Raw genomic sequence first — 26,197 nt, 5'->3', positions numbered from 1 at the left:
TGCGATGCACAAAGGACGCTTGACACTGGTTTGGCATTCAACAACAATGAAATTGTTGCGATGCACCATCCCTAATTCATCGCGATGTCGCCTGGAAGGCCCGACGCTGACCGTCATGCTTTGTACATCTGGGCGATCTAAATTTTCATTTTGATTCCCCGACCCACCTTTGTATTTGGAGAGACAACATGCTGACTCAGGAACAGATCGCTGCGGCGCACAAGGCCAACCTGGAAACCTTCTTCGGCCTGACCAACAAGGCATTTGAAGGCGTCGAAAAGCTGGTCGAGCTGAACCTGCAAGTCGTCAAGGCCACCCTGGCCGAGAACGTCGAACACGCCAAGAAGGCGCTCACCGCCAAGGACGCGCAAGAGTTGCTGTCGGTGCAAACCGCCGCCGTGCAGCCCCTGGCTGAAAAGGTTCTGGCTTACAGCCGCCACCTGTACGAAATCGCTTCGGACACGCAAACCGAATTCAGCAAGGCTGCTGAAGTGCAGATCGCTGAAAACAGCCGCAAGCTGCAAGCGCTGGTCGACAACGTGTCGAAGAACGCTCCGGCCGGTTCGGAATCGGCAGTTGCCCTGGTGAAGTCGGCTCTGTCGGCTGCCAACAACGCCTACGACTCGGTGCAGAAGGCTACCAAGCAAGCTGTGGAACTGGCTGAAAGCAACTTCCACGCTGCTGCCAACGCTGCCAGCAAGGCAACTGCCCAAGCTTCGGCCCAAGCGCGCGCTGCTACCGGCAAGAAGTCGGCAACGACCGCTGCCTAAGCGCTAAGCTGCTGCAGCAGTTACCTGCTTGCTCAAGCGGGCCTCCTCCGGGAGGCCCGTTTTGTTTTGGCCGTCGAGCCGCTCCTCCAAACGCGTCGTTTGCGCGCATTTGCGCGGAACCGAAACGCGCGCCCCGCAGTCCATTCCATCGTGTTCGTTAGATTGTCTCCTCGGTCCCGCTACCGAAACCTGTCCTCAGTGGTGATCAGTGGGTACCTTTAGCCCGGCTTCGGCCGGGTTTTTTGTGTGCGAGGGAAACGTCTCGCTCTTCAAATTGCGAACTTTTACACGCAGCCGACGCTCCATCCTGTATTGCGGCCCGCCGCCCCCCCCCCGTCCTTCCCAATGTCTCGCGAATCCCTGGCCAAGCGAAGTCTGATCGTCGTGGCTGCGCTTATCCTGCTGTTAGAAGAGTGGATCTGGAACGTCATGCAGCGGGCAACCGCCCGTCTGGCGGCGCATCCGTGGGTCCAAGCGGCGGAGCGGAAGTTGGCGCAGCTGGAGCCCATCGAAGCCCTCTGCGCCTTTGCCCTGCCAATGCTCGCATTGTTGCCGTTCAAGCTGGCGGCCGTCTACGTGCTGGCGCGAGGCCATCTCATTGCCGGCGCCATGGTTCTGGTCGCAGCGAAAATCGTCAGTACGGGGCTGGGCGTGCGCATCTATTCCGCCGTGCGCCCGCAGTTGCACACGATCGCCTGGTATGCCCGCTGGGAATCTGCGTTCCTGGCTTGGAAGCAGCGCATGGTTGCCGTTCTGCAGGCAACGCCGACTTGGCAAGCCCTCCAGGTACGAATTGCCGTCTGGCGCGCTCGTCGACATGGGTTGATACAACAGATATGGCGCCGCCTGATCGCAGCGGTGCGCCTGCTACGTCGGCATCGGCGTCCGACTGAGCCTCGGCACTGACCAGCCACCACATCGCCCCCCAAAAAAAAGGCCACCCAATCGAGTGGCCCTTCCTTTTTTCCAGCCAGATTTCAGAGTGTGTTCTAAAATCTGGCGGTTAATTGCAGTTCAACGCTTGCGAGCAGGCGGCACGTCCGTGCAAACGCCTTCGTAGATTTCTGCAGCCATACCCACCGACTCACCGAGCGTCGGATGCGGGTGAATGGTCTTACCGATATCCACGGCATCCGCGCCCATCTCGATGGCCAGGCAAACCTCGCCGATGAGGTCGCCTGCATGCGTGCCGACGATACCGCCGCCAATGATGCGGTGCGTTTCTTCGTCGAAGATGAGCTTGGTGAAGCCCTCGTCGCGGCCGTTGGCAATTGCGCGGCCCGATGCAGCCCAGGGGAACACGCCCTTGCCGTACTTGATGCCCTGCGCCTTGCACTGGTCTTCGGTCAGGCCTGCCCAGGCCACTTCCGGATCGGTATAGGCGACCGACGGAATCTGCTTGGCGTCGAAATACGCCTTCTCGCCGTGCGCAGCTTCGGCCGCCACGTGGCCTTCGTGCACGGCCTTGTGTGCCAGCATCGGCTGACCCACGATGTCGCCGATCGCGAAGATGTGCGGCACATTCGTGCGCTGCTGCTTATCCACGTCGATGAAGCCGCGGTCAGTCACGGCCACGCCGGCCTTTTCCGCGCCGATGCGTTTGCCGTTCGGAGCGCGGCCCACGGCCACCAGCACCGTGTCATAGCGTTGCGGCTCGGCCGGCGCAGCTTCGCCTTCGAACTTGACGTAGATGCCGTCCGGCTTGGCCTCCACCCCGACCGTCTTGGTCTTGAGCATGACCTTGTCGAAGCGGCTCTTGTTCATTTTGTCCCACACCTTGACGAGGTCGCGGTCAGCGCCTTGCATCAGGCCGTCGAGCATTTCCACCACGTCGATGCGGGCGCCCAGCGTGCTGTACACCGTGGCCATTTCCAAGCCGATGATGCCGCCACCGATGACCAGCATCTTGGCCGGCACTTCGCGCAGCTCCAGCGCGCCTGTCGAATCGACGATGCGCGGATCTTGCGGAATGAACGGCAGCTTCACGGCCTCGCTACCCGCAGCGATGATCGCCTTGGCGAAGCGGATGACCTTCTTCTCGCCGGTCGTTTCCTTGCCGTCGCCGCTCGTCAGTTGCACTTCGAGGTGGTTCGGATCGAGGAACGCACCGACGCCGCGCACGACCTGCACCTTGCGTGCCTTGGCCATGCCGGCCAGCCCGCCGGTCAGCTTGCCGATGACGGATTCCTTGTGCTTGCGCAGTTGGTTGATATCAACCGTGGGCTCGCTGTAAACAATGCCGTGCGCGGCCATCGCCTTGACTTCATCCATTACGGCGGCCGTGTGCAGCAGCGCCTTGGACGGGATGCAGCCCACGTTCAGGCAAACGCCGCCCAACGTGGAGAAACGCTCGACCAGCACGGTGTTCATGCCCAGATCCGCGCTGCGGAAAGCTGCCGAGTAACCGCCCGGGCCGGAGCCGAGGACGAGCATGTCGCATTCGATGTCGGCACTGCCGGCGTGTTTGGCCGCTTGTGGTGCGGGGGCCGACGCTGCCGGTGCGGCAGCAGGCGTTGAGACCGGAGCCGGTGCTTGAGTAGGCGCCGGAGCAGCAGCCGCGCCAGCTTCCGCCGTCGCGATCACCGTGCCCTTGCTGACCTTGTCGCCCACCTTGACCTTCACGTCGACGATCTTGCCGGCCACGTCCGACGGCACTTCCATGCTGGCCTTGTCGGATTCCAGCACGATCAGCGACTGCTCGGGCGCCACGGTATCGCCCGCCTTGATCAGCACTTCGATGACTTCCACTGCATCGAAATCGCCGATATCCGGCACCTTGATTTCCACCACGCTCATTCCTGACTCCTTGTTCTTGTCGTCGGCACCCGGCATCGCCCGGGCCCGCTGACGCTTTTCAATCCTGCAGACGGACTGTGTGCACTTCGATCGGGCCGCCCGAACTCTTGTCGAACTCCACACCTGCGGACACGCCCACCTGTGCAACGTCCGCCGCCGACTTGCCCGGCATATCGAACACCGCCGACATGGCCCCCAGCGCAAAGTTGCGCCCCGAACCGATGCCCCAGAAGCGGTCGAACGCAAACACTTCGCGGTACGAATAGACGCCGTAGATGCCGGTTGCGTTGGCGATCAGGCAGGTGATCTGTGACGACTCGTAGGGGTCGTCGTCGTCTTCCTTGGTGTTGACGAAATACTCGTCCTTGAGCTTTTCATGCACCTTGAGGAAGGTTCGGAAGACGTCGTCACGCGTGCCGAGGCGGCACTCATCTGCCAGACCCGCCAGTAGGCTCCGCATGACCGGGAAGTGGGCCGTCGTACCCGCCAACGCGATCAGCGAATCGCCCACCGGGAAGATCTTCTGGTTCTGCTCGTAGCCGCGCGCCAGGCGCGTATCGCCGAACGTCACCAGTGAATCGGCCGCAATCGCCACTTCGCCGTCTTTCTTGACCACCACGCACGTCGTCATGTCGTCCTCGCCATCAGTCCACTGACCAGTCCGCCGACCGCTGCAAACCCAGCCGGGCCGGCACGCACAGGCCCGAAGCCAGATGCGTGCCGGGCCCGTACGGGCTTACAGGCTGACGCGGCGGAAATCCGCCAGCACGCTGGCCAGATACGCGTTGAAGCGCGCTGCCTCCGCGCCGTCGATCACGCGGTGATCGTACGACAGCGACAGCGGCAGCGTCAGGCGCGGCACGAACTGCTTGCCGTCCCAAACGGGCTTCTGATAACCACGCGACAGGCCAAGGATGGCGACTTCCGGTGCGTTGATGATGGGCGTGAAGTTCGTGCCGCCAATACCACCCAGCGACGAGATCGAGAAGCAGCCGCCCTGCATCTGGTCCGGCTTGAGCTTGCCTTCGCGGGCCGCCTTCGACAGGTCAGCCATTTCGCGGGCGATGTCGATCAGGCCCTTCTTGTCCGCATCGCGAATCACCGGCACCATCAGCCCGTTGGGCGTATCGGCAGCAAAGCCGATGTGGAAGTACTGCTTGAAGACCAGGTTGTCGCCGTCCAGGCTCGCGTTGAAGGTCGGGAATTTCTTGAGCGCACCCACGACCGCCTTGATCACGAACGCCAGCATCGTGAACTTCACGCCGGCCTTTTCGTGGTCCTTGTTCATCTGCACGCGGAAGGCTTCCAGCTCGGTGATGTCCGCTTCGTCGTTGTTGGTGACGTGCGGAATCATGACCCAGTTGCGGTGCAGGTTCGCGCCCGAAATCTTTTTGATGCGCGACAGCGGCTTCGGATCGACCGGACCGAACTTGGTGAAGTCGACCTTCGGCCATGGCAGCAGGTTCAGCTCGCCTCCGCCGGCCGGTGCACCCGCAGCAGCCTTGCCCGGTGCCGCGGCCTGGCCGCTCATCACGCCCTTGACGTAGCGCTGCACGTCTTCCTGCGTGATGCGATTCTTCGGACCCGTGCCGCCCACGAGACTCACATTGACGCCCAGCTCACGCGCGTACTTGCGCACCGAGGGGCTGGCGTGGGCCGCCTTGCCGACCGTACCGACGGTGTCGGCGGTGTACGTAGCGGGCGCTGCGGCCGGAGCAGCTGCGGGCGAAGCCGCAGGGGCCGGGCTCGGTGCAGCGGCCACCGGTGCGGGTGCCGGAGCTTGTGCAGGAGCCGGAGCAGCGGCGGCACCGCCCGCGCCTTCCAGCACGACGATCAGCGTGCCTTGCGACACGGCATCGCCCACCTTCACGCGGATTTCCTTGACAGTACCTGCGGCCGGCGACGGCACATCCATCGTCGCCTTGTCCGATTCGAGCGTGATCAGCGACTGCTCGGCTTCCACCTTGTCGCCCACCTTCACGCTGATCTCGATGACCGGCACGTCGGTGTAGTCGCCGATGTCCGGCACTTTCACCTCAACCGTACCGCCACCCGCAGCAGCGGGCGCGGAGGACGGTGCTTGTGCGGCAGGTGCGGGCGCCGGCGCAGCAGCGGCCTGAGCCGGAGCCGGTGCGGCTTGGGGCGCCGGAGCCGGCGCGGCAGCAGCGCCCTGCTCTTCGAGCAGCAGCACCAGCGAGCCTTCCGACACAGTGTCGCCCACCTTGATCTTCACTTCCTTGACGACACCGCTCTTGGGCGAGGGCACGTCCATCGTCGCCTTGTCCGACTCCAGCGTGACCAGCGAATCCTCGGCGTTGACGGTATCGCCCGCCTTGACCAGCACTTCGATCACCGGGACGTCTTTGTAGTCGCCGATGTCCGGCACCTTGATTTCTACGACTTGACTCATTCTTCTGTCTCCAGAGGGTCTGGCGGCGAGAGCATCCGGCGGCGGACACGCGTTGCCCCGCAGGCTACCGCATCGTGCAGGCAAATGCACGTTGCGGGAAGTCTGTCGGGGCGGTGCCCGGCCGGACGCAACCCGCGCGCCCGGCGGCTCCGTTATACGGTCATCGGGTTGGGCTTGTTCGGATCGAGGTTGTACTTCTTCAGTGCCTCGGCCACCTTTTCGCGCGGCAGCACGCCTTCGTCGGCGAGCGCCTTGAGCGACGCGACCGTCACCCAGTAGCGGTCCACCTCGAAGAAGTGACGCAGCTTCTCGCGGGTATCCGAGCGGCCGAAGCCGTCGGTGCCCAGCACCACGTAGCGACGCGGCACAAAGGCGCGAATCTGCTCGGCGAAGGTACGAACGTAGTCGGTCGATGCGATGACCGGACCGCGTGCGTTCTTGAGCAGCTTCTCGACGTGCGACTCGCGTTGCGGCTCGGTCGGGTTGAGCAGGTTCCAGCGTGCGATGGCGTTGCCTTCACGCGCCAACTGGGTGAAGCTCGGGCAACCCCACAGATCGGACTCAACACCCCAGTCCTTCTTGAGCAGCTCGGCTGCGGCAATCACTTCCCGGAAGATCGTGCCCGAGCCCAGCAGTTGCACACGCGGTGCGTTGCTGTTCTCGACGCCCTTCTTGAACTGGTACATGCCCTTGATGATGTCGGCCTCGACACCCGCCGGCATTTCCGGGTGCTCGTAGTTTTCGTTCATCACCGTCAGGTAGTAATAGACGTCTTCCTGCTCGACATACATGCGGCGCAGGCCGTCTTGCATCACCACCGCCAGTTCGTACTGGAAGGTCGGGTCATACGAAATGCAGTTCGGGATGGCAGCGTGGTACACGTGCGAGTGGCCGTCTTCGTGCTGCAGGCCTTCGCCGTTCAGCGTGGTACGGCCAGCGGTGCCGCCCAGCAGGAAGCCGCGCGAGCGCATGTCGCCGGCGGCCCAGCAGAGGTCGCCGATACGCTGGATGCCGAACATCGAGTAGTAGATGTAGAACGGGATCATCGCCACGCCATGCGTCGAATACGACGTGGCGGCAGCAATCCAGTCGCACATGGCGCCGGCTTCGTTGATGCCTTCCTGCAGCACCTGACCCGTCTGCGATTCCTTGTAGAACATCAGTTGGTCATGATCCTGCGGCACGTACTTCTGGCCTTCCTGGTTCCAGATACCAATCTGGCGGAACAGACCTTCCATGCCGAACGTGCGCGACTCATCGGGCACGATGGGCACGACGTGCTTACCGACGTTCTTGTCCTTCAGCAGGATGTTCAAAATGCGCACGAAGGCCATCGTCGTGGACACTTCGCGGCCTTCACCGGTGGCCTTGAGCAGCGCGTCGAACGCGGCCAGCGCCGGAATCTGCAGCGCGTCGGCCTTCTGACGACGGGCCGGCAGGTAGCCACCCAGGTCCATGCGGGCCTTGCGCATGTATTCGAGTTCCTTCGAGCCTTCTTCGAACTTGACGTACGGAACGTGCTCGAGTTGGTCGTCGGCAACCGGAATGTTGAAGCGATCGCGCAGCTTGCGGATGGCGTCCACCGGCATTTTTTTCTGCTGGTGGGCGATGTTCATCGCTTCGCCGGCTTCGCCCATGCCATAGCCCTTGATGGTCTTGGCGAGAATGACGGTCGGCTGGCCCTTATGGTTGCTCGCCGATTGGAACGCCGCGTAGATCTTGTGCGGATCATGGCCGCCGCGGTTCAGCGCCCAGATGTCGTCGTCGGACCAGTCGGCCACCATGGCCTTCAGTTCCGGCGTGTTGAAGAAGAACTCGCGCACATAAGCGCCGCTCTTCGACTTGAAGGTCTGATATTCGCCGTCGACGCATTCCATCATGCGGCTCATCAGCAGGCCCTTCGTGTCGCGGGCGAGCAGTTGGTCCCAGCGGCTGCCCCAGATGACCTTGATGACGTTCCAGCCAGCGCCGCGGAATTCCGATTCCAGCTCTTGAATGATCTTGCCGTTGCCGCGCACGGGACCGTCAAGGCGCTGCAGGTTGCAGTTGATCACGAAGACAAGGTTGTCCAGCTTTTCACGGCCGGCCATGCCGATCGCGCCCAGCGATTCCGGCTCGTCGGTTTCGCCATCGCCCAGGAACGCCCAGACCTTGCGGTTTTCCCAGTTCTGGATCAGGCCGCGGCTGGCCAGGTACTTGGTGAAGCGCGCCTGGTAGATCGCCATGATCGGGCCCAGGCCCATCGACACGGTCGGGAACTGCCAGAAATCCGGCATCAGCCACGGGTGCGGGTACGACGAGATGCCCTTGCCGTCCACTTCCTGGCGGAAGCTGTCGAGTTGCTCCTCGCTCAGACGGCCCAGCAGGAAAGCGCGCGAGTACACGCCCGGCGCCGAGTGGCCCTGCACGAAGACCATGTCGCCGCCGTGCTTGTCCGACGGGGCGTGCCAGAAATGGTTGTAGCCGACGTCATACAGCGTGGCCGCCGAAGCGAACGACGAGATGTGGCCGCCGACGTTGGTGTCCTTGTTCGCGCGCAGCACCATCGCCATGGCGTTCCAGCGCGTATACGAGCGGATGCGGTGCTCGATTTCCTGGTTGCCGGGAATGCGGTCCTGGTTCTCGACCGGGATCGTATTGATATAGGGGGTTTCTGCGTGCAGCGGAGACGTCACGCCGTTAATGCGTGCGTATTCGATCTGCTTGTCAAGGAGGAACGCCGCGCGTTGCGGGCCTTCCGCGCCGATGACGCCTTGCAGCGCCTCCAGCCATTCCTTGGTTTCCTGGGGATCAACGTCGCTGGCGCTCGTGGCACCCAGGACTTGTTCTGGTACGGCCGACATGGCGGTCTCCTTGGTAGCAGTAACGATAGTTGCGTCTCTTGTGAGGTGCCCACTGGCTACGCGCGTTTGCACACACGCAAGGGGCCACCCCGACTTTTGCGCTGATTCTATGGGCACCCGCAAACGCAGCACAAGCGGAATTTTCAAATTGCGATATGGTTTTTTATAATGTGGAATATTGCCGCAACGCAAAACAAATCACTTTTGACATTGCGGTGCAGCATTTTCCGAGCGAACAAGACAGCTCACCAATCGGTTTCCCCAAGCGACCCGCAAGTTGATTGCCGTTACACTTGGTTTTGCGCAGTTGCACAGATGCCCACTCCTTTACCTCCGCAGAATTCCGGCGTTCGTCCGCCCATCATGCTTGCCCCCTCCCACGCTTCGCAGGACCCGGCCGCCAAGTCCGAGCCGTCAACGCCTGCTGCGCCTGCGCCCATTTCCGTGAACGCGTCCGAATTGCCGTCAGACGAAATCGTGCACCCGAACATGCCCCGCCGCCTGTGGCTGACGCGCCTGGGCCGGCTGTGGACGACCAACTGGTTCATGTTCATCCCGCTGGTGGCGATCGTCCTGTTTGCCGGCGCGATGATTTTCATCCTGTATCAGTTGCACGCCACCGAGGTGCAGCAGCAGCGCGACGCCCTCTACCGTGATGCCGCCTGGGCCGAGCAGAAAGTGCGCCTGTCCCTGCAAAGCAACCAGGATCAGGTGGCCGCGCTGGCGCGCGATATCGGTGCCGCGCAGCTCGACCCGAGCGCCTACCGCGATGCTGCCCGCCAGCTTCTGCGCGAGAACCCCGAGCTGGTCTTCATCAACTGGCTGGATGCCACGCGCCGCCCGCGCTGGGCGTTTCCGTCCACCTCCGAATTCGCCGCGCGCGTGCGCGAAACACGCGACCATCCGCTCGAACCCGAAATCCAATCCGCCTACGACGCCGCCCGTGAAACGCAGCGCGCCGTCTATTCGCGCCCCATCCAGAACGAGCGCGGCGAGAGCTTCATGCTCATGGAAGTGCCGATCGTGCGGGACAACGAGTTCCTCGGCACGGTGGGCGCCATGTATTCGGTCACGGGGATCCTCACGCAACTGCTGCCGGGCGAGCTGACCGACCGCTACCGCTTCTCGCTGGTCGACAAGAACAACGTGATCCGCGCGAGCACGTCGTTGCGGCCGGTGCCCAAGGCGGCCGCATCGTACGAGGTGCTGCTGGACCCGCCAGGGCATTCGCTGTCGCTGCGGGCCGAGGCGTATCCGGCACCGTCCAACCTGCCCAACAACATGCTGATGTGGCTGGTGGCAGGCTTGTCGTGCTTCGTGATCTGGAGCCTGTGGAGCGTGTGGCGCCACACCAGCCGCCGCTCCGAAGCGCAGCGCGCACTGCTGGCGGAAACGTCGTTCCGCCGCGCCATGGAAAACTCCATGGTGATCGGCATGCGCTCGCTCGACCTCAACGGCCGCATCACCTACGTGAACCCCGCGTTCTGCCGCATGATCGGCTGGACCGAAGCCGAGCTGGTCGGCCGCATGCCGCCCTTCCCGTATTGGCCGCCCAATGAGATTGGCGAGATGCAGAAGCACATCGAGCTGACCCTGCGCGGCAAGGCACCCGCCAACGGCATGGAATTGCGCATGATGCGCCGCGACGGCACGAGCTTCTATGCGCGGATGTATGTCTCGCCGCTCATCGACGCACGCGGCCGGCACACGGGTTGGATGAGCTCCATCACCGACATCACCGAGCCCAAGCGCGCCCGCGAAGACCTGGCTGCCGCGCACGACCGCTTCACCACGGTGCTGGAGAGCCTGGACGCGGCCGTATCCGTGCTCTCGACCGACAAGGCCGAGCTGCTGTTCGCCAACCGCTACTACCGCCAGCTTTTCGGCTGGGAGGCGTTCGGCCACCTGCAGCTCTCCGGCAACGACGTCAACACGGAAGACGTTTCCAGCGATGCGCTCGACTTGGTGGACGCCTACGCCGGCCTGCCCGCCTCCGAACTGACACCACACGCGGCGGACGCGCGAGAAATCTACGTGCCATCGATGCAGAAGTGGTTTGAAGTTCGGCGCCGCTACATCCAGTGGGTCGACGGCCACCTCGCGCAGATGCAGATCGCCACCGACATCACCGTGCGCAAGGCCGCTGAAGAAATGACCCGCCAGCACGAAGAACGCATCCAGTTCACCAGCCGCCTGACGACGATGGGTGAGATGGCCTCGTCGCTGGCACACGAACTGAACCAGCCGCTGGCCGCCATCAACAACTACTGCATGGGTGCGGTCGGGCGCCTGAAGTCGGGGCGGAGCACGCCGGAAGAGTTGATCCCGGTGCTGGAAAAGACCTCCGCCCAGGCCGTGCGCGCCGGCACCATCATCCAGCGCATCCGCGGCTTTGTGAAACGCAGTCAGCCGCAGCGGCGCGAATCCGACCTGCGCGATATCGTGGCCGACGCGGTGGGCCTGGCCGAACTCGAAGCCACCCGCCGCGGCATCACCATCCTCACGCGCCTGCCGGGCGGTCTGCCGCATCTGTATGTCGATCCGGTGCTGATCGAGCAGGTGCTCGTCAACTTGCTCAAGAACGCCGCCGAAGCCATGGCCGCTCACCCGCGCCTGCGCGCCGCCAGCGTCCTGCGCCTGCACGCCAACCTGATCAACGACCCGGAAAATTCCGTGCTGATCGAGGTGATCGACCAGGGCCCGGGCGTGGACGACAGCACCAAGGAGCGGCTGTTCGAGCCGTTCTTCAGCACCAAATCCGACGGTATGGGCATGGGGCTGAATATCTGCCGCTCCATCATAGAATCCCACCTCGGCAGGCTTTGGGTAGAAAACAATGCCGATGGCATCGGCTGTACGTTTAAAATCATCCTGCCGCTGAATCCGCTGTAATCGTTTTTAAAACATAGAACGTAGACCGAGGACTCCTCCATGAGCACAACGCCCGCCGCAGTTGCGCCGCGCAACGAAACCGTGTTCGTCGTCGATGACGATGAAGCCATGCGTGACTCGTTGACGTGGCTGCTCGAAGGCAACGGCTACACCGTCCGCACCTACCGCAGTGCCGAAGAATTCCTGGTCGACGACAAACGTGGCGAAGGCGTCGGCTGTCTGATCCTCGACGTACGCATGCAGGGCATGAGCGGCCCCGAGCTGCAAGACCGCCTGCTGGCCGAAAACAGCCGCATGCCGATCGTTTTCGTCACGGGCCACGGCGACGTGCCGATGGCCGTGTCGACCATGAAGAAAGGCGCGGTCGACTTCATTGAAAAGCCGTTCGATGAGTCCGAACTGCGCGAGCTGGTTGAACGCATGCTCAGCAAGGCCCGCAGCGAAGACTCGGTCGCCCGCGAGCAAAAGGCCGCCAAGGACCTGCTCGGCCGCCTGACCACACGCGAGCAGCAAGTGCTGGAGCGCATCGTCGCGGGCCGCCTGAACAAGCAGATTGCCGACGATCTGGGCATTTCCATCAAGACGGTGGAAGCGCACCGCGCCAACATCATGGAAAAGCTCAACGTGAACACGGTGGCAGACCTCCTGCGCCTGGCCCTGTCGCGCAACGCCTGATTTGCCGCAGGAACGGCCAAGTGCCCATCAGGGCGATCAGGGCGGCCGGAAGGAAGGCGGCGATTTATAATCGCGGTTTGCCCTCTCCCTCCTCCGCCCAGCCATGACCGCCCAACTCATTGACGGCAACGCGCTTGCCAAACAACTCCGCGCCGAGGCCGCACAACGTGCCGCTGACCTGACAGCGCGTGGCCACCAGCCCGGCCTCGCCGTGATCCTCGTCGGCGAAGACCCGGCCAGCCAGGTCTACGTGCGCAACAAGATCAAGGCGTGCGAAGACAACGGCTTTCTGTCCAGCTTCGACCGCTACCCCGCTGACCTGTCCGAAGCCGACCTGCTCGGCCGCATCGACGCGCTGAACCGCGACCCGCGCATCCACGGCATCCTGGTCCAACTGCCGCTGCCCAAGCATATCGACAGCCACAAGGTGCTCGAAGCCATCGCGCCCGAGAAGGACGTTGACGGTTTCCACGTGGCCAATGCCGGCGCCCTGATGACCGGCGCCCCGCTGTTCCGCCCCTGCACGCCGTACGGCTGCATGAAGATGCTGGAATCGATCAACTACCCGGTGCGCGGCGCCAATGCGGTCGTGGTCGGCGCCTCGAACATCGTCGGCAAGCCGATGGCGATGCTGCTGCTGCAAGCCGGCGCCACCGTCACGATCTGCAACAGCAAGACGCGCGACTTGGCCGCGCACACGCGTGAGGCCGACATCATCGTGGCCGCCGTGGGCCGCCGCAACATCATCACTGCCGACATGGTCAAGCCGGGCGCCGTCGTCATCGACGTGGGCATGAACCGCGACGACGCCGGCAAGCTGTGCGGCGACGTCGACTTTGCCGGCGTCAAGGAAGTCGCTGGCTATATCACGCCCGTGCCGGGCGGTGTCGGCCCGATGACGATCACCATGCTGCTGATCAATACCCTGGAAGCCGCCGAGCGCGCTGCTGAAGGAGCCGCGCTGGCGGCGTAAGCTTCACCTTGATCCAGTTGGAAACGGAAAAAGCGTCCCCACCTCTTGGATCGGACGCTTTTTTTGTCCCCCGAATTTCTCTACCGAGCCTGCCATGACCGACATTTCGCCCAAGGTTGCCACCCCGGCCAACAATCCGCTGCTCGATTTTTCTGGTCTGCCTCGCTTTGCGGACATCCGCCCCGAACACATCACGCCGGCCGTCGACGTGCTCCTTGAGCGTGCTGCATCGGCGGTCGCGCAGGTCAAAGACCCCGCCACGCCTGTGACCTGGAACACCGTCGTCACCGCACTGGAAGACGCGACCGAGCCGCTGGGCCGCGCCTGGGGCATCGTCAGCCACCTGAGCGCCGTCGCCGACACGCCGGAGCTGCGTGAAGCCCATGCCGCCAATCTGCCGCGCGTGACAGAGTTCTGGTCGGGGCTGGGCCAAGATCTGGAACTGTTCGAGAAGTACAAGGCGATTGCCGACAGCGCGGAATACGCCACGCTGTCGCCTGCGCGCAAGAAGCTGCTTGAGAACGAGTTGCGCGGCTTCCGCCTGGGCGGCGCGGAATTGCCCGAAGACCAGAAACCGCGTTTTGCTGCCATTCAGGAACAGCAGGCGCAACTGACCAAGGCCTTCAGCGACCACGTCCTGGATGCGACCAACGCCTACGCGCTCGTCATCGACGACGAAGCCCGCCTCGCCGGCCTGCCCGACGACGCCAAGCAGGCTGCACAGGAAGCGGCACGCCGCGACAATCCCGACGCAACCGGCTGGAAGTTCTCGCTGCATTTCCCGTCGTACTTCCCGGTGCTGCAATACGCAGACGATCGCGCGCTGCGCCGCACGCTGTACGAAGCCAACGTCACGCGCGCGTCCGAACTGGGCGCCCAGTACGGCGGCGGCAAGGCCGAGTGGGACAACACCGCCAACATGGCCGAACAGCTCACGCTGCGCACCGAAGAAGCACACATGCTGGGCTATCGCAATTTCGGCGAGGTGTCGCTCGTGCCGAAGATGGCCGATTCGCCCGAAGACGTGCTGCGCTTCCTGGGTGAGCTGGCCGACCGCGCCCGCCCGTTTGCCGAGAAGGATTGGGAAGAACTCCAGGCATTCGCCAAGACCACGCTCGGCATCGACAAGCTCGAACCGTGGGATATGGCCTACGCGTCGGAAAAGCTGCGCGAGGCACGCTACGCATTCTCCGAGCAGGAGGTGAAGCAGTATTTCCCAGAACCTGCGGTGCTGGACGGCCTGTTCAATGTTGTGCAGACGTTGTTCTCGGTGAAAATTCAGCCGGAGGCGGCCGAGGTATGGCACCCGGACGTACGCTTCTTCCGCGTCGAATCTGCCCAGGGCGAGTTGCTCGCACAGTTCTACATCGACCTGTACGCGCGTGAGGGCAAGCGTGGCGGTGCGTGGATGGACGACGCACGCGGCCGCAAGCTGCTAGGCGAAGCGGGCGTGCAAACCCCGGTGGCTTACCTCACCTGCAACTTCTCCGGCCCGGTCGGCAACAAGCCAGCACTGTTTACCCACGACGAGGTCATCACCCTCTTCCACGAGTTTGGTCACGGCCTGCACCACATGCTCACGCAGGTGGATGAGCTTGGCGTGTCGGGCATCAACGGAGTGGAATGGGACGCGGTGGAGCTGCCGTCGCAGTTCATGGAGAACTTCTGCTGGGAATGGGAAGTACTCTCGCGCATGACGCGCCATGTGAATTCCGGCGAACCGCTGCCGCGCAAGCTGTACGACAGCATGCTGGCCGCGAAGAACTTCCAGAACGGCATGGCGACGCTGCGCCAGATCGTGTTCTCGACGTTCGACATGCACCTGCATACGGACTTCGACCCAAAGGGCACGACGTCGGTGCTGGAGATGTCGCGCCAGATCAACAATCGCTTCCACGTGGTGCCGCAGGCCGAGCTGTCGCGCTGGCCGAATACGTTCAGCCACATCTTTGCGGGCGGCTATGCGGCGGGCTACTACAGCTACAAGTGGGCCGAGGTGCTGTCGGCAGATGCCTATGCGGCATTTGAAGAGGCCAGCAAGCTGGGCGGCTCGGTGCTCGATGCAGAAACCGGCGCACGCTATCGCCGCGAAGTGCTGGCCGTTGGTGGCAGCCGACCGGCCATCGACTCGTTCACGGCTTTCCGCGGCCGCGCACCCAGCATCGATGCACTGTTGCGCCATGGCGGCATGATGGCGGAAGCCGCGTAACGGTCTGCTGCGCGAGCCATGGAAACGCCGCTTCGTGCTAACGCCGAAGCGGCGTTGTCATTCGAGCCCGCAACGCTTGATGGCACAATATCGCACCCCTGGGCGGCGCCAAATTGCGCGCCGCCGTCATCTGCAAGGACCGAGCCCTCATGCGAGTCGCCACCTGGAACGTTAACTCTTTGAAGGTCCGCCTACCGCACGTGCTGCAATGGCTGGCTGAGCGCGAAGCCGACGCCACGCCCATCGACCTGCTCTGCCTGCAGGAACTCAAGCTGCCCGATGACCGCTATCCGCTGGCCGAGCTGGACGCCGCCGGCTATGCGTCTTTGTTCACGGGTCAGAAGACATACAACGGTGTTGCCATCCTCGCGCGCAAGGCGTCGGTGCCTGAAGGCCGCGATGTGGTGAAGAACATCCCTGGTTTTGCCGACGAGCAGCAGCGCATCGTGGCCGCCACGTATGACGTGGACGGCGGCCCGGTGCGCGTGATTTCTGCCTACATTCCGAACGGACAGGCGCTCGATTCCGACAAATTCGTCTACAAGCTGCGCTGGCTGGAAGCACTGCAGGCGTGGCTGACGAGCGAAATAGCGGCAAACCCGCGACTGATGCTGCTGGGCGATTTCAACATCGCCCCCGAAGACCGCGATGTGCACGACCCGAAAAAATGGGAAGGCCAGAATCTGGTGTCGCCGGAAGAGCGCGCGGCGTTTCGTGCAATGCAAGGCGCCGGGCTGGTCGATGCCTTCCGCATGTTCGAGCAGGAAGACAAGCTGTTTTCGTGGTGGGATTACCGCATGTTTGGTTTCAAGCGCAACGCCGGCCTGCGGATCGACCACATCATGCTGTCGCCTGAACTCGCCAAGCTGTGCGAGTCGTGCCATATCGACCGCGTGCCGCGCACGTGGGAGCAGCCATCAGACCACACGCCCGTGGTCGCCGCTTTGCGCCGCGCATAAGGAGCGCCCCGCATGGCTTCTGCCTTCAAGCACCGCAATCTCCCGCATCTCCTGCTGCGCGCCCGCGAGACTTTCATGGCGCGCTTTCGGCCGATCCTGCGCGAGCATGGCATTACCGAGCAGCAATGGCGCGTGCTGCGTACGCTCAACGATACCGGCGACATGGAGCCTAACCAGCTCGCCGATGCATGCCTGATCCTGAGCCCGAGCCTGACGCGCATGCTGGCGGCGATGGAACAATCCGAGATGATCGTACGCACGAAGTCGTCGGTGGACCAGCGCCGGCAAGTGATTTCGCTCACGGCCAAGAGCCGTCAGTTCCTGGCTGATGTGGAGCCACAAGTGGATGCGGAATACGCACGCATCGAAGCGCAGCTGGGCCGCGCACGCCTCGACGCGCTCTACGCGGCTATCGACGAGTCGATCCACGTCATGGAAACACACACGCCGATGGGGCGTTTCACGGGCGACGAGTAACGCCCCGTCAATACACGCTGCCGGCCGGCTGCGGCTTGGCAGCGTCCTCCCCCTTGAATGCCTGCGCCAACTGTTCGGCGCTGCGCGCCAGCAGCGTGACATCCGTCCCTACCGCAACGAAGGTCGCACCGAGCGACAGGTAGTGCTTCGCCTGCGCCTGATCCGCTGACAGAATGCCCGCCGCTTTGCCGGACGCGACGATGCGTTGAATCGCACCGTCGATCGTCTTGCGGACTTCCGGATGCCCCGGTGCCCCCAGGTGTCCCATGGACGCCGCCAGATCACCAGGGCCAATGAAGACGCCGTCGACGCCTTGCACGGCAAGAATCGCATCGAGATGATCGAGGCTCTCTGCGGTTTCGACCTGAATCAGCGTGCACATCTGCGCATCGGCCTGGTGAAGGTAATCGTCTACGCGGTTCCAGCGTGATGCGCGAGCCAGCGCACTGCCAACGCCGCGAATACCGTTCGGTGGATAACGCATCGCTTCGACGGCGGCACGCGCCTCGTCGGCGGTCTGGACCATTGGCACGAGCAGGGTCTGCGCGCCGATATCCAGCAGGCGCTTGATCTCGACCGAGTCGTTCCAGGCAGGCCGCACGATGGGATGCGAGGCATACGGCGCAACCGCCTGCAATTGCGCGAGCGTCGATTGCAGTTGATTCGGCGCATGCTCGTTGTCAATCAGCAGCCAGTCAAAACCGGCACCCGCGACGATCTCCGCTGGGTACGGATGCGTCATTGCAAGCCACAGGCCGATCTGCGGCCGGCGCTCGGCCAGCGCGCGCTTGAAGCTGTTCACCGGGAGTTGCATGGCGAGGACATCCTTTGAGCGTTAGACGGTTAGACAAAATGGCAGGCGATGCTGCCAAGCGGGCCGTAGTCGCAATGGAATGTATCACCGGGCCGCGCGGGCACCGGCCGCGTGAACGAGCCACCCAGGATGACCTGCCCTGGCTCCAGCGCGACGCCGTGCGGCGCCAGCTTGTTGGCCAGCCAGACGACACCGTTGGCCGGATGGTTCAGCACACCGGCCGCCACGCCCGTCTCTTCGATGACGCCGTTGCGTGAAAAGATGGCGCTGACCCAGCGCAGGTCCACATCGCGCATGCGGATGGGCCGGCCACCCATCACGACGCCAGCATTGGCCGCGTTGTCGGCGATCGTGTCGAACACCTTGCGCGGGCGCCCGCTGTCTGGATCGATCGATTGCGAGCGTGCGTCGATGATCTCCAGCGCGGGTATCACGTGGTCCACTGCGTCGTACACATCGAACAGCGTCACCTCCGGTCCCTCCAGCCGCTTGCCGAGCACGAAGGCGAGCTCCACTTCCACACGCGGCACGATGAAGCGGCTGGCGGGAATATCACTGCCCTCGGCAAAGAACATGTCGTCAAGCAGCGCGCCGTAGTCCGGCTCGTCGATCTGTGAAGACTGCTGCATCGCGCGTGACGTCAATCCGATCTTGTGGCCCTTCAGCCGCCGCCCCGCGGCCTGCTTCATCGCGACCCATTCGCGCTGGATAGCGTAGGCGTCTTCAATGGTGATGTCGGGGAGTTCAAGCGAAACCTGGCGAATCTGCTTGCGGTCGATTTCGGCCTGGTGCAAGCGGCGCGCGATCGTCTGGATGGTCGTGGTGTCGAGCATGGGTCAAGCCTTGCGAAAACGCGCGTGGATGTTGTTGTGCTTATAGCTGCCGCCCTCGTCGAACTCGGTCAACTCCATCGACAGCGCCAGATAGCGGCGCGCAAAGGCCTGCGCGAAATGTGCCTTGATCGCCTCGAACAGCGCATCGCACGCGGCCTTCTTGATCTCAGGCGTGCGGCCCGCTGCGATCTTGAGCGTGACGTGGACGAAGGCATCGTCCTCCTTGCCGTCCGCCACGCGGTAATCGGTCAGCTTGATGGCGCGCGAGCGGATACCGCCAGTGGGAAATACGCCGTTCTGCGCAATTAGCGTTTCGTTCACCGTCTGCAGCAGTTCCGGAATACGGGCGTCGTCGCCCAGGTTGTCGGTGTATTCGACGATGACATGCGGCATCGCAGCCTCCTCACATTCCGGTTGGACCACGTTCTGGCAGCGGAAAGATCGCGTTGATCTGCCCCGTGCCGGAACTGGGGAAATACTCGGTGACGACCTCGACGCCCTTGTCATAGGCATCCCAGCCAAGCAGGCCGAGCAGCATGGCCGTGTCGTGCATGCCGCCCTCGCCCTCGCACAGCGAGGCGTATTCGGGCAGCATCGCGCAGAAGGTCTTCCAGTTGCCCTGCTTCCATAGCTCGACCACGCGCAGGTCGACCTGCTTGAAGAATTCTCGGCTGATCTGGTGAATGGATTCTTCGGGGCTGCCGTTGTCGTTGAAGCGGTGCGAGAGCGATCCGCTGGCGAGAAACGCGACGGTGCTGTCGCTGGCCTCGATGGCTTCGAGCAGCGCGGCGCCGAAGCGGCGGCTTTCCTCCAGTTTGTGCCACGCGCACCAACCGGCAATCGACACGACCTTGAAGTGCTGGTCGCTGTTCATGTATCGCATTGGCACCAGCGTGCCGTATTCCAGCTCGAGGCTGTCGATTTCGTGCGCACGCGTGAACACACCGCGCGCCGTTGCCGTCTCCGCAATCAATCGACCGAGCGCCGGGTTGCCCCGATACGCATACCGCATGTCCTTGATGAAATGCGGCAGCTCGTTGCTCGTGTAGACGCCTTCGAAGCGCGCATTGCAGTTGACGTGGTAGCCGGCGTTGACCAGCCAGTGCACGTCGGACACGACGATGGTGTCCACGCCCAGGTCACGGCAGCGCTGCCCGATGAGGCGGTGCCCCTCAATGGCCGCCTCGCGGCAGCCATGGTGCTTGCCCGGCAGTTCCGACAGGTACATCGACGGTACGTGGGTGATCTTCGCGGCCAAGGCCAGCTTGCCCATGGTGTCTCCTTCCGCCTTTGTTGTGGTGTCTCCGGCGGCGCGTCAAACGCCCCAGCGCGGGATGTGGTGGCTGCCCATTGAGACACAGACGTTCTTGATCTCGGCAAACACCTCCAGACTGTACTCGCCGCCCTCACGTCCCGTGCCGGATGCTTTGACACCGCCGAAAGGCTGGCGCAAGTCGCGCACATTCTGGCTATTGACGAACACCATGCCGGCCTCGATACCGCGCGCCACACGGTGCACCTTGCCCACATCCTGCGTCCAGATGTACGAAGCCAAGCCATATTCCACGTCATTGGCGAGTTTCAGGCCATCGGCTTCATCCTTGAACGGGATCAGGCAGGCCACCGGGCCAAAGATTTCTTCCTGCGCGACTCGCATGCGGTTGTCGACGTTAGCCAGCACCGTGGGCGCGACGAAGTTGCCGTTCTTCAGGTGATCGGGCAGGTCTGCGGGCTTTTCCGCGCCGCCGGCGAGAATCTTCGCGCCCTCCTGCTCGCCCAGGCGGATGTAGCCCGTGACCTTCTCCCAATGGGCGCGCGTGATCATCGAGCCGACATGGGTCTTCTCGTCCGCTGGATCGCCCACCACAAGCCGTTTGGCACGCTCGGCAAATTTGCGTACGAAATCGTCGTAGACGCTCTCTTGCACGAAGATGCGCGAACCGGCCGTGCAGCGCTCGCCGTTGATCGAGAAGATGGTGAACAGCGACGCATCCAGCGCACGATCCAGGTCCGCATCGTCGAAGACCAGCACGGGCGATTTGCCGCCCAGCTCCATCGAGAATTTCTTCAGACCGGCACGCTCCATGATCCGCTTGCCGGTGGTCGTGCCGCCCGTGAACGACACCACCCGCACATCCGGATGGCGCACCAGCGCGTCGCCAGCCGTGGCGCCATAGCCTTGCACCACGTTCAGCACGCCCGGCGGAATACCGGCTTCCAGCGCCAGGCGGCCGAGTTGATCCGCTGTCAGCGGCGACAGTTCCGACATCTTCAGCACGGCCGTATTGCCCAGCGCCAGGCACGGCGCGACCTTCCAGGTGGCCGTCATGAACGGAACGTTCCAAGGCGAGATCAACGCACACACGCCCACCGGCTGATACAGCGTGTAGTTCAGCATCTGATCGTCCACCGGATACGTGCGGCCGTTGACCTGCGTGCACACCTCGGCGAAGAAATGGAAGTTCTCGGAAGCACGCGGAATGAGCTGCTTGCTCGTCTGCGCGATCGGCAGGCCGGTGTCCATCGTTTCCAGCGCGGCAAGGTGCGGGACATTCTGCTCGATCAACTCGCCCAGGCAGCGCACCAGCTTGGCGCGCTGCTTGGCCGGCGTGTTGGCCCAGGCCGGGAAGGCTGCCTTGGCTGCCGCCACCGCCGCGTTGATCTCCGCTTCACCGCCCGACGCCACCTCGGCGATGGCTTCGCCCGTCGCCGGGTTGGTCGTGATGAAACGCTCGACGCTGTCGACCTGGCGGCCGTCGATCCAATGCTTGAGAGAGTCCAAGTTGACGAGGCTCATGCGGGCTCCTTGTTCGGTTGTCCGGCGGCGATGGTGCTCACCAGCCTGCCGATGCCTTCAATTTCTGTGATGACTTCGTCGCCAGGTTGCGTGTCGGCCAAACCCTCGGGCGTGCCGGTCAGGATCATGTCGCCGGGGCTGAGCGTCATGAAGCTGGAGAACCACGCTATCAACGCGGGAACGTCGAAGATCATGTCGCGCGTATTGCCCTCCTGCGTGACACGGCCATTGACGATGGTGCGCAGCGCGAGTTTCATCGGGTCGGGCACGTCATCTCGGTCAACAAGCCACGGCCCGATGGGCGTGCAGGTGTCGCGGCTTTTCACGCGCAGGTTCGGACGGTAGTAGTTCTCGAGGTAGTCGCGGATGGCGTAATCGTTGGCCACCGTATATCCGGCCACATAGTCATAGGCGTGCTCGCGCGGCACATTACGCGCGGTCTTACCCATGACTACAACCAGCTCGCATTCGTAGTGCATGAGCGCGACGCCAGCCGGGCGCACGGTGTGGGCGCGATGGCCAATCAACGTATTGGGTCCTTTCAGGAACGCGAGCGGCTCCTCGGGCGCTTTGAAGGCCAGCTCCTTGGCGTGGTCCGCGTAGTTCAGGCCCAGCGCGAAGACCGTGCGCGGCTCGACCGGCGGTAACCAGACGACCTCGGCTTCGCGCAAGACGCGGCCATCGGCCAGTCTCAGGCGGGTGTCGTCGCCGGGCATGGCGGTGGCATGATGGATCGCGCCGTCGTAGGCAATGCGCGCGTGTTTCATCGCGAAACCTCCGATTGGCGGATCAACGCCGTCGTCAGCGTGCCAATGTGGGCGATGTCGATATCGATGCGATCACCGGCGCGCGCCAGTGGCGGATTCTCCGGCATGCCAACGAGCAGCACATCGCCCGCTTCGAGCGTCATGAATGCCGTCACGTCGGCGAGCAGTTGTGCGACGGGCCGCACTAGTGTCGACGTGTTTGCGCGCTGCTTGATCTCACCGTTGATGCGCACGGTGATATCGAGTGCATCGGCGTCGGGCACATCGTCGCGGTCGACCATCCACGGTCCCATCGGGCAAAAACCATCGCGACACTTGTGGCGAATCGCCGGGCGGTAGTAGCTCGCATGCGGTACGGTCAGGTCGTTGACGATCGTGTAGCCGGCGATGAAATCCGCGGCGTGCCGCGCGGGAACGCCCATGGCAGTACGACCGATCACGGCGCCCAGGCAAGCACCGGCCCAAACGCCATCGACGTCTGCCGGCAGCACAACATCGTGGTCATGACCAATGCGCGTGTTGGCCGGCTTGAGATACAGGATGGGCGCCTTGGGCGGGGCTTGGTAAGGCGGCGCAGATAGCGCGTCGCCCAGCGCCTCCAGTTCGCCGCGGTAGTTCAGCAACGCGCCGACGACGGTACCTTCGACCGGCGGCAGCCAACGCAAGGAACCAGCAGGCTCTGCGGCTGATGCGAACATCGCCTCCACGACTTGACCTTCCGGCGATACGAGTCTGCTTTGCAGCATGGTATCCCCTGCCTCCCCATTTAATTAACATGTTAATCATCTGATCGGATTGCGGTCATGTCAAGTCGGGAAGCTGCAGCGCAATGAAAAAGCCGGCCACATGGACCGGCTTTTCAGGTGGCGGACAATGTGTCCGCCATGCGGAAGGCATCGGGCACGCCGATGTCTACGCGGGCAATCGATCAAACTCAGATCACGGCAATATGCGCGCGCTTGACCACGATCGGCTGCGGCAAATCATCCAATCCATGAGATCGCTGCACGCAGTCTGCAATGAGCACGCGGGCGGCATCCTGAATCCGCTCTTGGCCAGCCTCGAAGGCTGCCTGAAGCGACAACACCTGATCACCTTCCAGGCCTTCCCAAAGCGCCTCGCGCGTTGCCACGCAAGTCACCTTTTCACCGTCGACCAGTGCGTCGAACAGCAGGCCTTCGTTGTTGATGTCGTACGCTTCTTTCTTTTCGAACTTGATTTCCATCGTCAAAGCCCTCCGATTGCAATGGACAACAACGCACACGCTGTTGCGTGGAAACTTTGCGGGGGGGCCGGCAAGGTTTCGTCAGACATTGTGTCTGGCTGCACAAATCATTTTAACCACAGCTTGCGATGCGTGTGCGAGCGTCATATGCATCATCGCAGCCCTCGGACGGTGGCTTGAAGCCGCCATCCCAGGCGGCATCAGGCTTGGCGGGCCCTTCGTCGCAGCTATGCTTTTTTGTCAGGGCTGCGCGCTTGCCCGATTGAGCAAAGCGAAAGCCACATGCAAGGCGCGTGCCGGACACGCAGCCAACGTGTGCCTGCCAATGCAACCACACGGCTTGCGACACATTGATGTCAGCGTCGAATGCGTTGGAACCATCGCCCCAAAAGCGCGGTGATTGAACGCAATACATCGGCGTTGTAATAGTTGCGCGCCGACTGAGAAAGAACCACCCAGCCGGCGACCTGGACGACAGTGTTTGGCCGCATCGCAGCCATGTCGTCAGGGAATGGACGCGCCGTTCTTGATCAGTGCACAGTTTCGGAAACCGACGCAGCGCCATGTTCCGGCGCGTGCAGCAGCGAACGACGACGCGCATAACCGAAGTACACCAGCAAGCCGATTGCTACCCACACCACAAAGGCGATCCAGGTGATGGCCTGCAGATGGCTCATGAGGAACAGGCACAGGCCGATCGCCAAGAGCGGTACCACCGGCACGCCGGGGCAACGGAAGCCGCGATGCAGGTCCGGACGCGTACGACGCAGCACCAGCACGGCAACGGCAATCAGCGAGAACGCCGCCAGCGTGCCGATGTTGATCAGCTCTGCCAGCACATTCAGCGGCACGAATGCAGCGATCACCGCGAAGACGATGCCGACCACCCAGGTGTTCAGAAACGGCGTGGCATAGCGCGGATGAATGTGCGACAAGCGCTTGGGCAGCAGCCCGTCGCGCGACATGGCGAAGATGATGCGGGTCTGGCCATACGCCATCACCAGAATCACGGTCGTCATGCCGATGATGGCACCTAGATCGACAAAGCCCGCCACCCAGCCTTCACCGGCCATCTGCAACGCCAGCGACACGGGGTGATCCACGCCCGCAAACTTCGCGAACGGCACGATGCCCGTCATGATGGCGGCCACCAGCACATAGAGAATCGTGCAGACCGCCAGCGAACCGATGATGCCGATCGGCAAGTCACGCTTGGGATTGCGCACTTCTTCGGCCGCGGACGTCACCGCATCGAAACCGATGAAGGCGAAGAACACGATGGCTGCCGCGCCGAACACGCCTTCCATGCCGAACGGCATGAACGGCTGCCAGTTGGCCGGCTGCACATGGCGCACACCCACGAAGATAAACAGCAGCACCACCGTCACCTTGATCGCGACCATGATGTTGTTGGCGCGCGCCGATTCGCGAATGCCAAACGACAGCAGCGTCGTGATCAGCAGCATGATCACCAGCGCCGGCAGGTTGAACAGCGTCTGCACGCCGGGAATCGCGCCCGGCGCAGCGGTAAGCGCCACAGGCAGATGAAGGCCGAAGCCAGACAGCAGCGATTGGAAATAGCCGGACCAACCCACCGAAACAGCAGATGTGGCCAAGCCATATTCGAGCATCAGATCCCAGCCGATGATCCAGGCGACCAACTCGCCCATCGTGGCGTAGGCATACGTATAGATCGAGCCCGACACGGGAATGGTCGAGGCGAATTCGGCGTAGCACAGCGCGGCAAATCCGCAGGCGAGCGCTGCGACGATGAAGGACAACGTTAGCGCCGGTCCTGCGGTCAGCGCGCCAGTGCCCGTCAGCACGAAGATGCCAGTGCCGATGATGGCGCCCACGCCCAGCAACGTCAGGTCCAGGGGCCCGAGGACTTTCTTCAGGCCGGTATTGCTGTGGCCCGTGCGGATCATGTGATCCACGTTTTTGGTACGAAACAAACTCATTGACTGCGTCTCCTGTCTGCGTGCGGCCGAATGTGACGGCATGCACTGTCGTGCACGTGTGGTGCGCGGCGGCGGATTATGCAAAAAAGCGGGCATTTTACCCGCAGGCGACCGGTGCGTGTCAAGGTAGTTGTCGCCTGAATCACGCAGCCAGTCGTTCTTTGTTGCCTCCTGGAAGTTCGCCGGCGCAAACGGTCGCTTCGCGCTCGGGGTTGAGGGCCACCACGTCGATGCGACGCCAGTTGCGGGTTTCTCCAGACCAGCGGCCCGGATTGCTTTGCCGCGCCCGAAGGTACAGCTCATGCCGAGCCTGCAGGATGTGGCGGTCAGTGCCGGCGTGGCGCTGCGCCGGCGTCACGTAGCCGATGCCGCTGTGGCGGTGCGCGTGGTTGTACCAACGCACGAACTCGGCCGCCCAGCCGCGAGCATGGTCCAGGTCGACGAAGCCGCCGGCAGGGAACTCGGGCCGGTACTTGGCGGTGCGAAACAGGCTCTCCACATACGGGTTGTCATTGCTCACGCGAGGGCGCGAATACGACGGGTCGATCCCCAGCCAGTGCAGCATCGCCAGCACGGTGGTTGCCTTGAAGGTCGAGCCGTTGTCGCCGTGCAGCACCGGCTTGGCCGCCATCGCGTGGATGCCCTCGGCCAGCGCGGTGCGCTTGACCAGATGGGCCGCATGGTCGGCGTGATCCGTCGCATGCACCTCGAAGCCGACGATCTTGCGGCTGAACACGTCCAGGATCAGGTACAGGTAGAACCAGCGTCCCAGCACCTGCGCGGGCAGGTAGGTCAG

Annotated in this window: 22 protein-coding genes; 8 read left to right on the top strand and 14 right to left on the bottom strand. The window is 63.1% G+C overall.

Features of this window, described 5'->3' with window-relative positions; genetic code table 11:
• Window positions 1-188: 188 nt before the first annotated feature.
• Both DOD19_RS06335 and DOD19_RS06330 read left to right on the top strand, forming a co-directional pair.
• A complete protein-coding gene (locus tag DOD19_RS06335; protein ID WP_024975535.1) occupies window positions 189-770 on the top strand; it encodes a phasin family protein in 582 nt (193 codons plus the stop codon).
• A 345-nt stretch (window positions 771-1,115) separates the two neighbouring features.
• Window positions 1,116-1,676 carry a hypothetical protein gene (locus DOD19_RS06330; RefSeq protein WP_112184693.1) on the top strand — a complete coding sequence of 187 codons (561 nt, stop codon included), beginning with the start codon at window positions 1,116-1,118 and terminating at the stop codon, window positions 1,674-1,676.
• Between the two features lie 108 nt (window positions 1,677-1,784).
• Here the strand turns inward: DOD19_RS06330 and lpdA are convergent, their stop codons facing one another.
• The 4 genes from lpdA to aceE form a co-directional block, all read right to left on the bottom strand.
• On the bottom strand, window positions 1,785-3,566 hold the full coding sequence (gene lpdA, locus DOD19_RS06325) for a dihydrolipoyl dehydrogenase (protein ID WP_112184779.1): 1,782 nt from the start codon (window positions 3,564-3,566) through the stop codon (window positions 1,785-1,787).
• A gap of 58 nt (window positions 3,567-3,624) precedes the next feature.
• Window positions 3,625-4,197 (bottom strand): MFS transporter, encoded by a 573-nt coding sequence (locus DOD19_RS06320; RefSeq protein WP_024975532.1) that lies wholly within the window; start codon window positions 4,195-4,197, stop codon window positions 3,625-3,627.
• Window positions 4,198-4,302: 105 nt separating this feature from the next.
• On the bottom strand, window positions 4,303-5,976 hold the full coding sequence (aceF, locus tag DOD19_RS06315; RefSeq protein ID WP_112184691.1) for a dihydrolipoyllysine-residue acetyltransferase: 1,674 nt from the start codon (window positions 5,974-5,976) through the stop codon (window positions 4,303-4,305).
• Window positions 5,977-6,128: 152 nt separating this feature from the next.
• A complete protein-coding gene (gene aceE / locus DOD19_RS06310) occupies window positions 6,129-8,819 on the bottom strand; it encodes a pyruvate dehydrogenase (acetyl-transferring), homodimeric type (RefSeq protein WP_112184689.1) in 2,691 nt (896 codons plus the stop codon).
• Between the two features lie 363 nt (window positions 8,820-9,182).
• On the opposite strand from aceE, the gene DOD19_RS06305 reads away from it, so the two are divergent.
• The 6 genes from DOD19_RS06305 to hpaR all read left to right on the top strand — a co-directional run bounded on the left by DOD19_RS06305 (window position 9,183) and on the right by hpaR (window position 17,004).
• Complete coding sequence (locus tag DOD19_RS06305) at window positions 9,183-11,711, top strand: PAS domain S-box protein (RefSeq protein WP_112184687.1); 2,529 nt, start codon at window positions 9,183-9,185, stop codon at window positions 11,709-11,711.
• 39 nt (window positions 11,712-11,750) lie between these two features.
• Window positions 11,751-12,386: a response regulator transcription factor gene (locus DOD19_RS06300; RefSeq protein WP_024975528.1), complete on the top strand. Its 636-nt coding sequence runs from the start codon at window positions 11,751-11,753 to the stop codon at window positions 12,384-12,386.
• A 103-nt stretch (window positions 12,387-12,489) separates the two neighbouring features.
• Window positions 12,490-13,359, top strand: a complete 870-nt coding sequence (folD, locus tag DOD19_RS06295) for a bifunctional methylenetetrahydrofolate dehydrogenase/methenyltetrahydrofolate cyclohydrolase FolD (RefSeq protein WP_112184685.1) — start codon at window positions 12,490-12,492, stop codon at window positions 13,357-13,359.
• 94 nt (window positions 13,360-13,453) lie between these two features.
• Entirely contained in the window at window positions 13,454-15,568 is a 2,115-nt protein-coding gene (locus DOD19_RS06290; RefSeq protein WP_112184683.1) for a M3 family metallopeptidase, read from the top strand.
• A 149-nt stretch (window positions 15,569-15,717) separates the two neighbouring features.
• Window positions 15,718-16,527 (top strand): exodeoxyribonuclease III, encoded by an 810-nt coding sequence (xth, locus tag DOD19_RS06285; protein ID WP_024975526.1) that lies wholly within the window; start codon window positions 15,718-15,720, stop codon window positions 16,525-16,527.
• A 12-nt stretch (window positions 16,528-16,539) separates the two neighbouring features.
• Window positions 16,540-17,004 carry a homoprotocatechuate degradation operon regulator HpaR gene (gene hpaR / locus DOD19_RS06280; protein WP_024975525.1) on the top strand — a complete coding sequence of 155 codons (465 nt, stop codon included), beginning with the start codon at window positions 16,540-16,542 and terminating at the stop codon, window positions 17,002-17,004.
• A 7-nt stretch (window positions 17,005-17,011) separates the two neighbouring features.
• Here the strand turns inward: hpaR and hpaI are convergent, their stop codons facing one another.
• The 10 genes from hpaI to DOD19_RS06225 all read right to left on the bottom strand — a co-directional run.
• Complete coding sequence (hpaI, locus tag DOD19_RS06275) at window positions 17,012-17,818, bottom strand: 4-hydroxy-2-oxoheptanedioate aldolase (protein WP_112184681.1); 807 nt, start codon at window positions 17,816-17,818, stop codon at window positions 17,012-17,014.
• A 29-nt stretch (window positions 17,819-17,847) separates the two neighbouring features.
• A complete protein-coding gene (gene hpaH / locus DOD19_RS06270; protein WP_112184679.1) occupies window positions 17,848-18,651 on the bottom strand; it encodes a 2-oxo-hept-4-ene-1,7-dioate hydratase in 804 nt (267 codons plus the stop codon).
• 3 nt (window positions 18,652-18,654) lie between these two features.
• Entirely contained in the window at window positions 18,655-19,044 is a 390-nt protein-coding gene (locus DOD19_RS06265; protein ID WP_112184676.1) for a 5-carboxymethyl-2-hydroxymuconate Delta-isomerase, read from the bottom strand.
• A 10-nt stretch (window positions 19,045-19,054) separates the two neighbouring features.
• On the bottom strand, window positions 19,055-19,924 hold the full coding sequence (hpaD, locus tag DOD19_RS06260) for a 3,4-dihydroxyphenylacetate 2,3-dioxygenase (RefSeq protein WP_112184674.1): 870 nt from the start codon (window positions 19,922-19,924) through the stop codon (window positions 19,055-19,057).
• A gap of 42 nt (window positions 19,925-19,966) precedes the next feature.
• Window positions 19,967-21,448, bottom strand: coding sequence for a 5-carboxymethyl-2-hydroxymuconate semialdehyde dehydrogenase (gene hpaE / locus DOD19_RS06255; protein WP_112184672.1), 1,482 nt, complete (start codon window positions 21,446-21,448; stop codon window positions 19,967-19,969).
• Window positions 21,445-22,215, bottom strand: coding sequence for a fumarylacetoacetate hydrolase family protein (locus DOD19_RS06250; RefSeq protein WP_112184670.1), 771 nt, complete (start codon window positions 22,213-22,215; stop codon window positions 21,445-21,447). The genes hpaE and DOD19_RS06250 overlap by 4 nt, the downstream gene beginning before the upstream one ends.
• A complete protein-coding gene (locus DOD19_RS06245) occupies window positions 22,212-22,913 on the bottom strand; it encodes a fumarylacetoacetate hydrolase family protein (protein ID WP_204360041.1) in 702 nt (233 codons plus the stop codon). The genes DOD19_RS06250 and DOD19_RS06245 overlap by 4 nt, the downstream gene beginning before the upstream one ends.
• Before the next feature lie 236 nt (window positions 22,914-23,149).
• Window positions 23,150-23,440 (bottom strand): DUF1488 family protein, encoded by a 291-nt coding sequence (locus tag DOD19_RS06240; protein WP_024975517.1) that lies wholly within the window; start codon window positions 23,438-23,440, stop codon window positions 23,150-23,152.
• Window positions 23,441-23,970: 530 nt separating this feature from the next.
• Entirely contained in the window at window positions 23,971-25,401 is a 1,431-nt protein-coding gene (locus DOD19_RS06230) for an amino acid permease (RefSeq protein ID WP_112184665.1), read from the bottom strand.
• A 142-nt stretch (window positions 25,402-25,543) separates the two neighbouring features.
• Window positions 25,544-26,197, bottom strand: a 654-nt coding sequence (locus DOD19_RS06225) for an integrase core domain-containing protein (RefSeq protein ID WP_162634355.1), incomplete at its 5' end; no start/stop codon positions are given.

This window comes from Ralstonia sp. GX3-BWBA, from assembly GCF_003290055.1.
Taxonomy (GTDB): domain Bacteria; phylum Pseudomonadota; class Gammaproteobacteria; order Burkholderiales; family Burkholderiaceae; genus Ralstonia; species Ralstonia holmesii.
Note: the sequence above shows the minus strand (reverse complement) of the source record. Positions and strands in the feature narration are given on the sequence as shown.

Excerpts from the sequence above, each read along its gene's own strand:
- DOD19_RS06335 (WP_024975535.1), top strand. The coding sequence starts at position 189 with ATGCTGACTCAGGAACAGATCGCTGCGGCGCACAAGGCCAACCTGGAA.
- DOD19_RS06330 (WP_112184693.1), top strand. The coding sequence starts at position 1,116 with ATGTCTCGCGAATCCCTGGCCAAGCGAAGTCTGATCGTCGTGGCTGCG.
- lpdA (WP_112184779.1), bottom strand. The coding sequence starts at position 3,566 with ATGAGCGTGGTGGAAATCAAGGTGCCGGATATCGGCGATTTCGATGCA.
- DOD19_RS06320 (WP_024975532.1), bottom strand. The coding sequence starts at position 4,197 with ATGACGACGTGCGTGGTGGTCAAGAAAGACGGCGAAGTGGCGATTGCG.
- aceF (WP_112184691.1), bottom strand. The coding sequence starts at position 5,976 with ATGAGTCAAGTCGTAGAAATCAAGGTGCCGGACATCGGCGACTACAAA.
- aceE (WP_112184689.1), bottom strand. The coding sequence starts at position 8,819 with ATGTCGGCCGTACCAGAACAAGTCCTGGGTGCCACGAGCGCCAGCGAC.
- DOD19_RS06305 (WP_112184687.1), top strand. The coding sequence starts at position 9,183 with ATGCTTGCCCCCTCCCACGCTTCGCAGGACCCGGCCGCCAAGTCCGAG.
- DOD19_RS06300 (WP_024975528.1), top strand. The coding sequence starts at position 11,751 with ATGAGCACAACGCCCGCCGCAGTTGCGCCGCGCAACGAAACCGTGTTC.
- folD (WP_112184685.1), top strand. The coding sequence starts at position 12,490 with ATGACCGCCCAACTCATTGACGGCAACGCGCTTGCCAAACAACTCCGC.
- DOD19_RS06290 (WP_112184683.1), top strand. The coding sequence starts at position 13,454 with ATGACCGACATTTCGCCCAAGGTTGCCACCCCGGCCAACAATCCGCTG.
- xth (WP_024975526.1), top strand. The coding sequence starts at position 15,718 with ATGCGAGTCGCCACCTGGAACGTTAACTCTTTGAAGGTCCGCCTACCG.
- hpaR (WP_024975525.1), top strand. The coding sequence starts at position 16,540 with ATGGCTTCTGCCTTCAAGCACCGCAATCTCCCGCATCTCCTGCTGCGC.
- hpaI (WP_112184681.1), bottom strand. The coding sequence starts at position 17,818 with ATGCAACTCCCGGTGAACAGCTTCAAGCGCGCGCTGGCCGAGCGCCGG.
- hpaH (WP_112184679.1), bottom strand. The coding sequence starts at position 18,651 with ATGCTCGACACCACGACCATCCAGACGATCGCGCGCCGCTTGCACCAG.
- DOD19_RS06265 (WP_112184676.1), bottom strand. The coding sequence starts at position 19,044 with ATGCCGCATGTCATCGTCGAATACACCGACAACCTGGGCGACGACGCC.
- hpaD (WP_112184674.1), bottom strand. The coding sequence starts at position 19,924 with ATGGGCAAGCTGGCCTTGGCCGCGAAGATCACCCACGTACCGTCGATG.
- hpaE (WP_112184672.1), bottom strand. The coding sequence starts at position 21,448 with ATGAGCCTCGTCAACTTGGACTCTCTCAAGCATTGGATCGACGGCCGC.
- DOD19_RS06250 (WP_112184670.1), bottom strand. The coding sequence starts at position 22,215 with ATGAAACACGCGCGCATTGCCTACGACGGCGCGATCCATCATGCCACC.
- DOD19_RS06245 (WP_204360041.1), bottom strand. The coding sequence starts at position 22,913 with ATGTTCGCATCAGCCGCAGAGCCTGCTGGTTCCTTGCGTTGGCTGCCG.
- DOD19_RS06240 (WP_024975517.1), bottom strand. The coding sequence starts at position 23,440 with ATGGAAATCAAGTTCGAAAAGAAAGAAGCGTACGACATCAACAACGAA.
- DOD19_RS06230 (WP_112184665.1), bottom strand. The coding sequence starts at position 25,401 with ATGAGTTTGTTTCGTACCAAAAACGTGGATCACATGATCCGCACGGGC.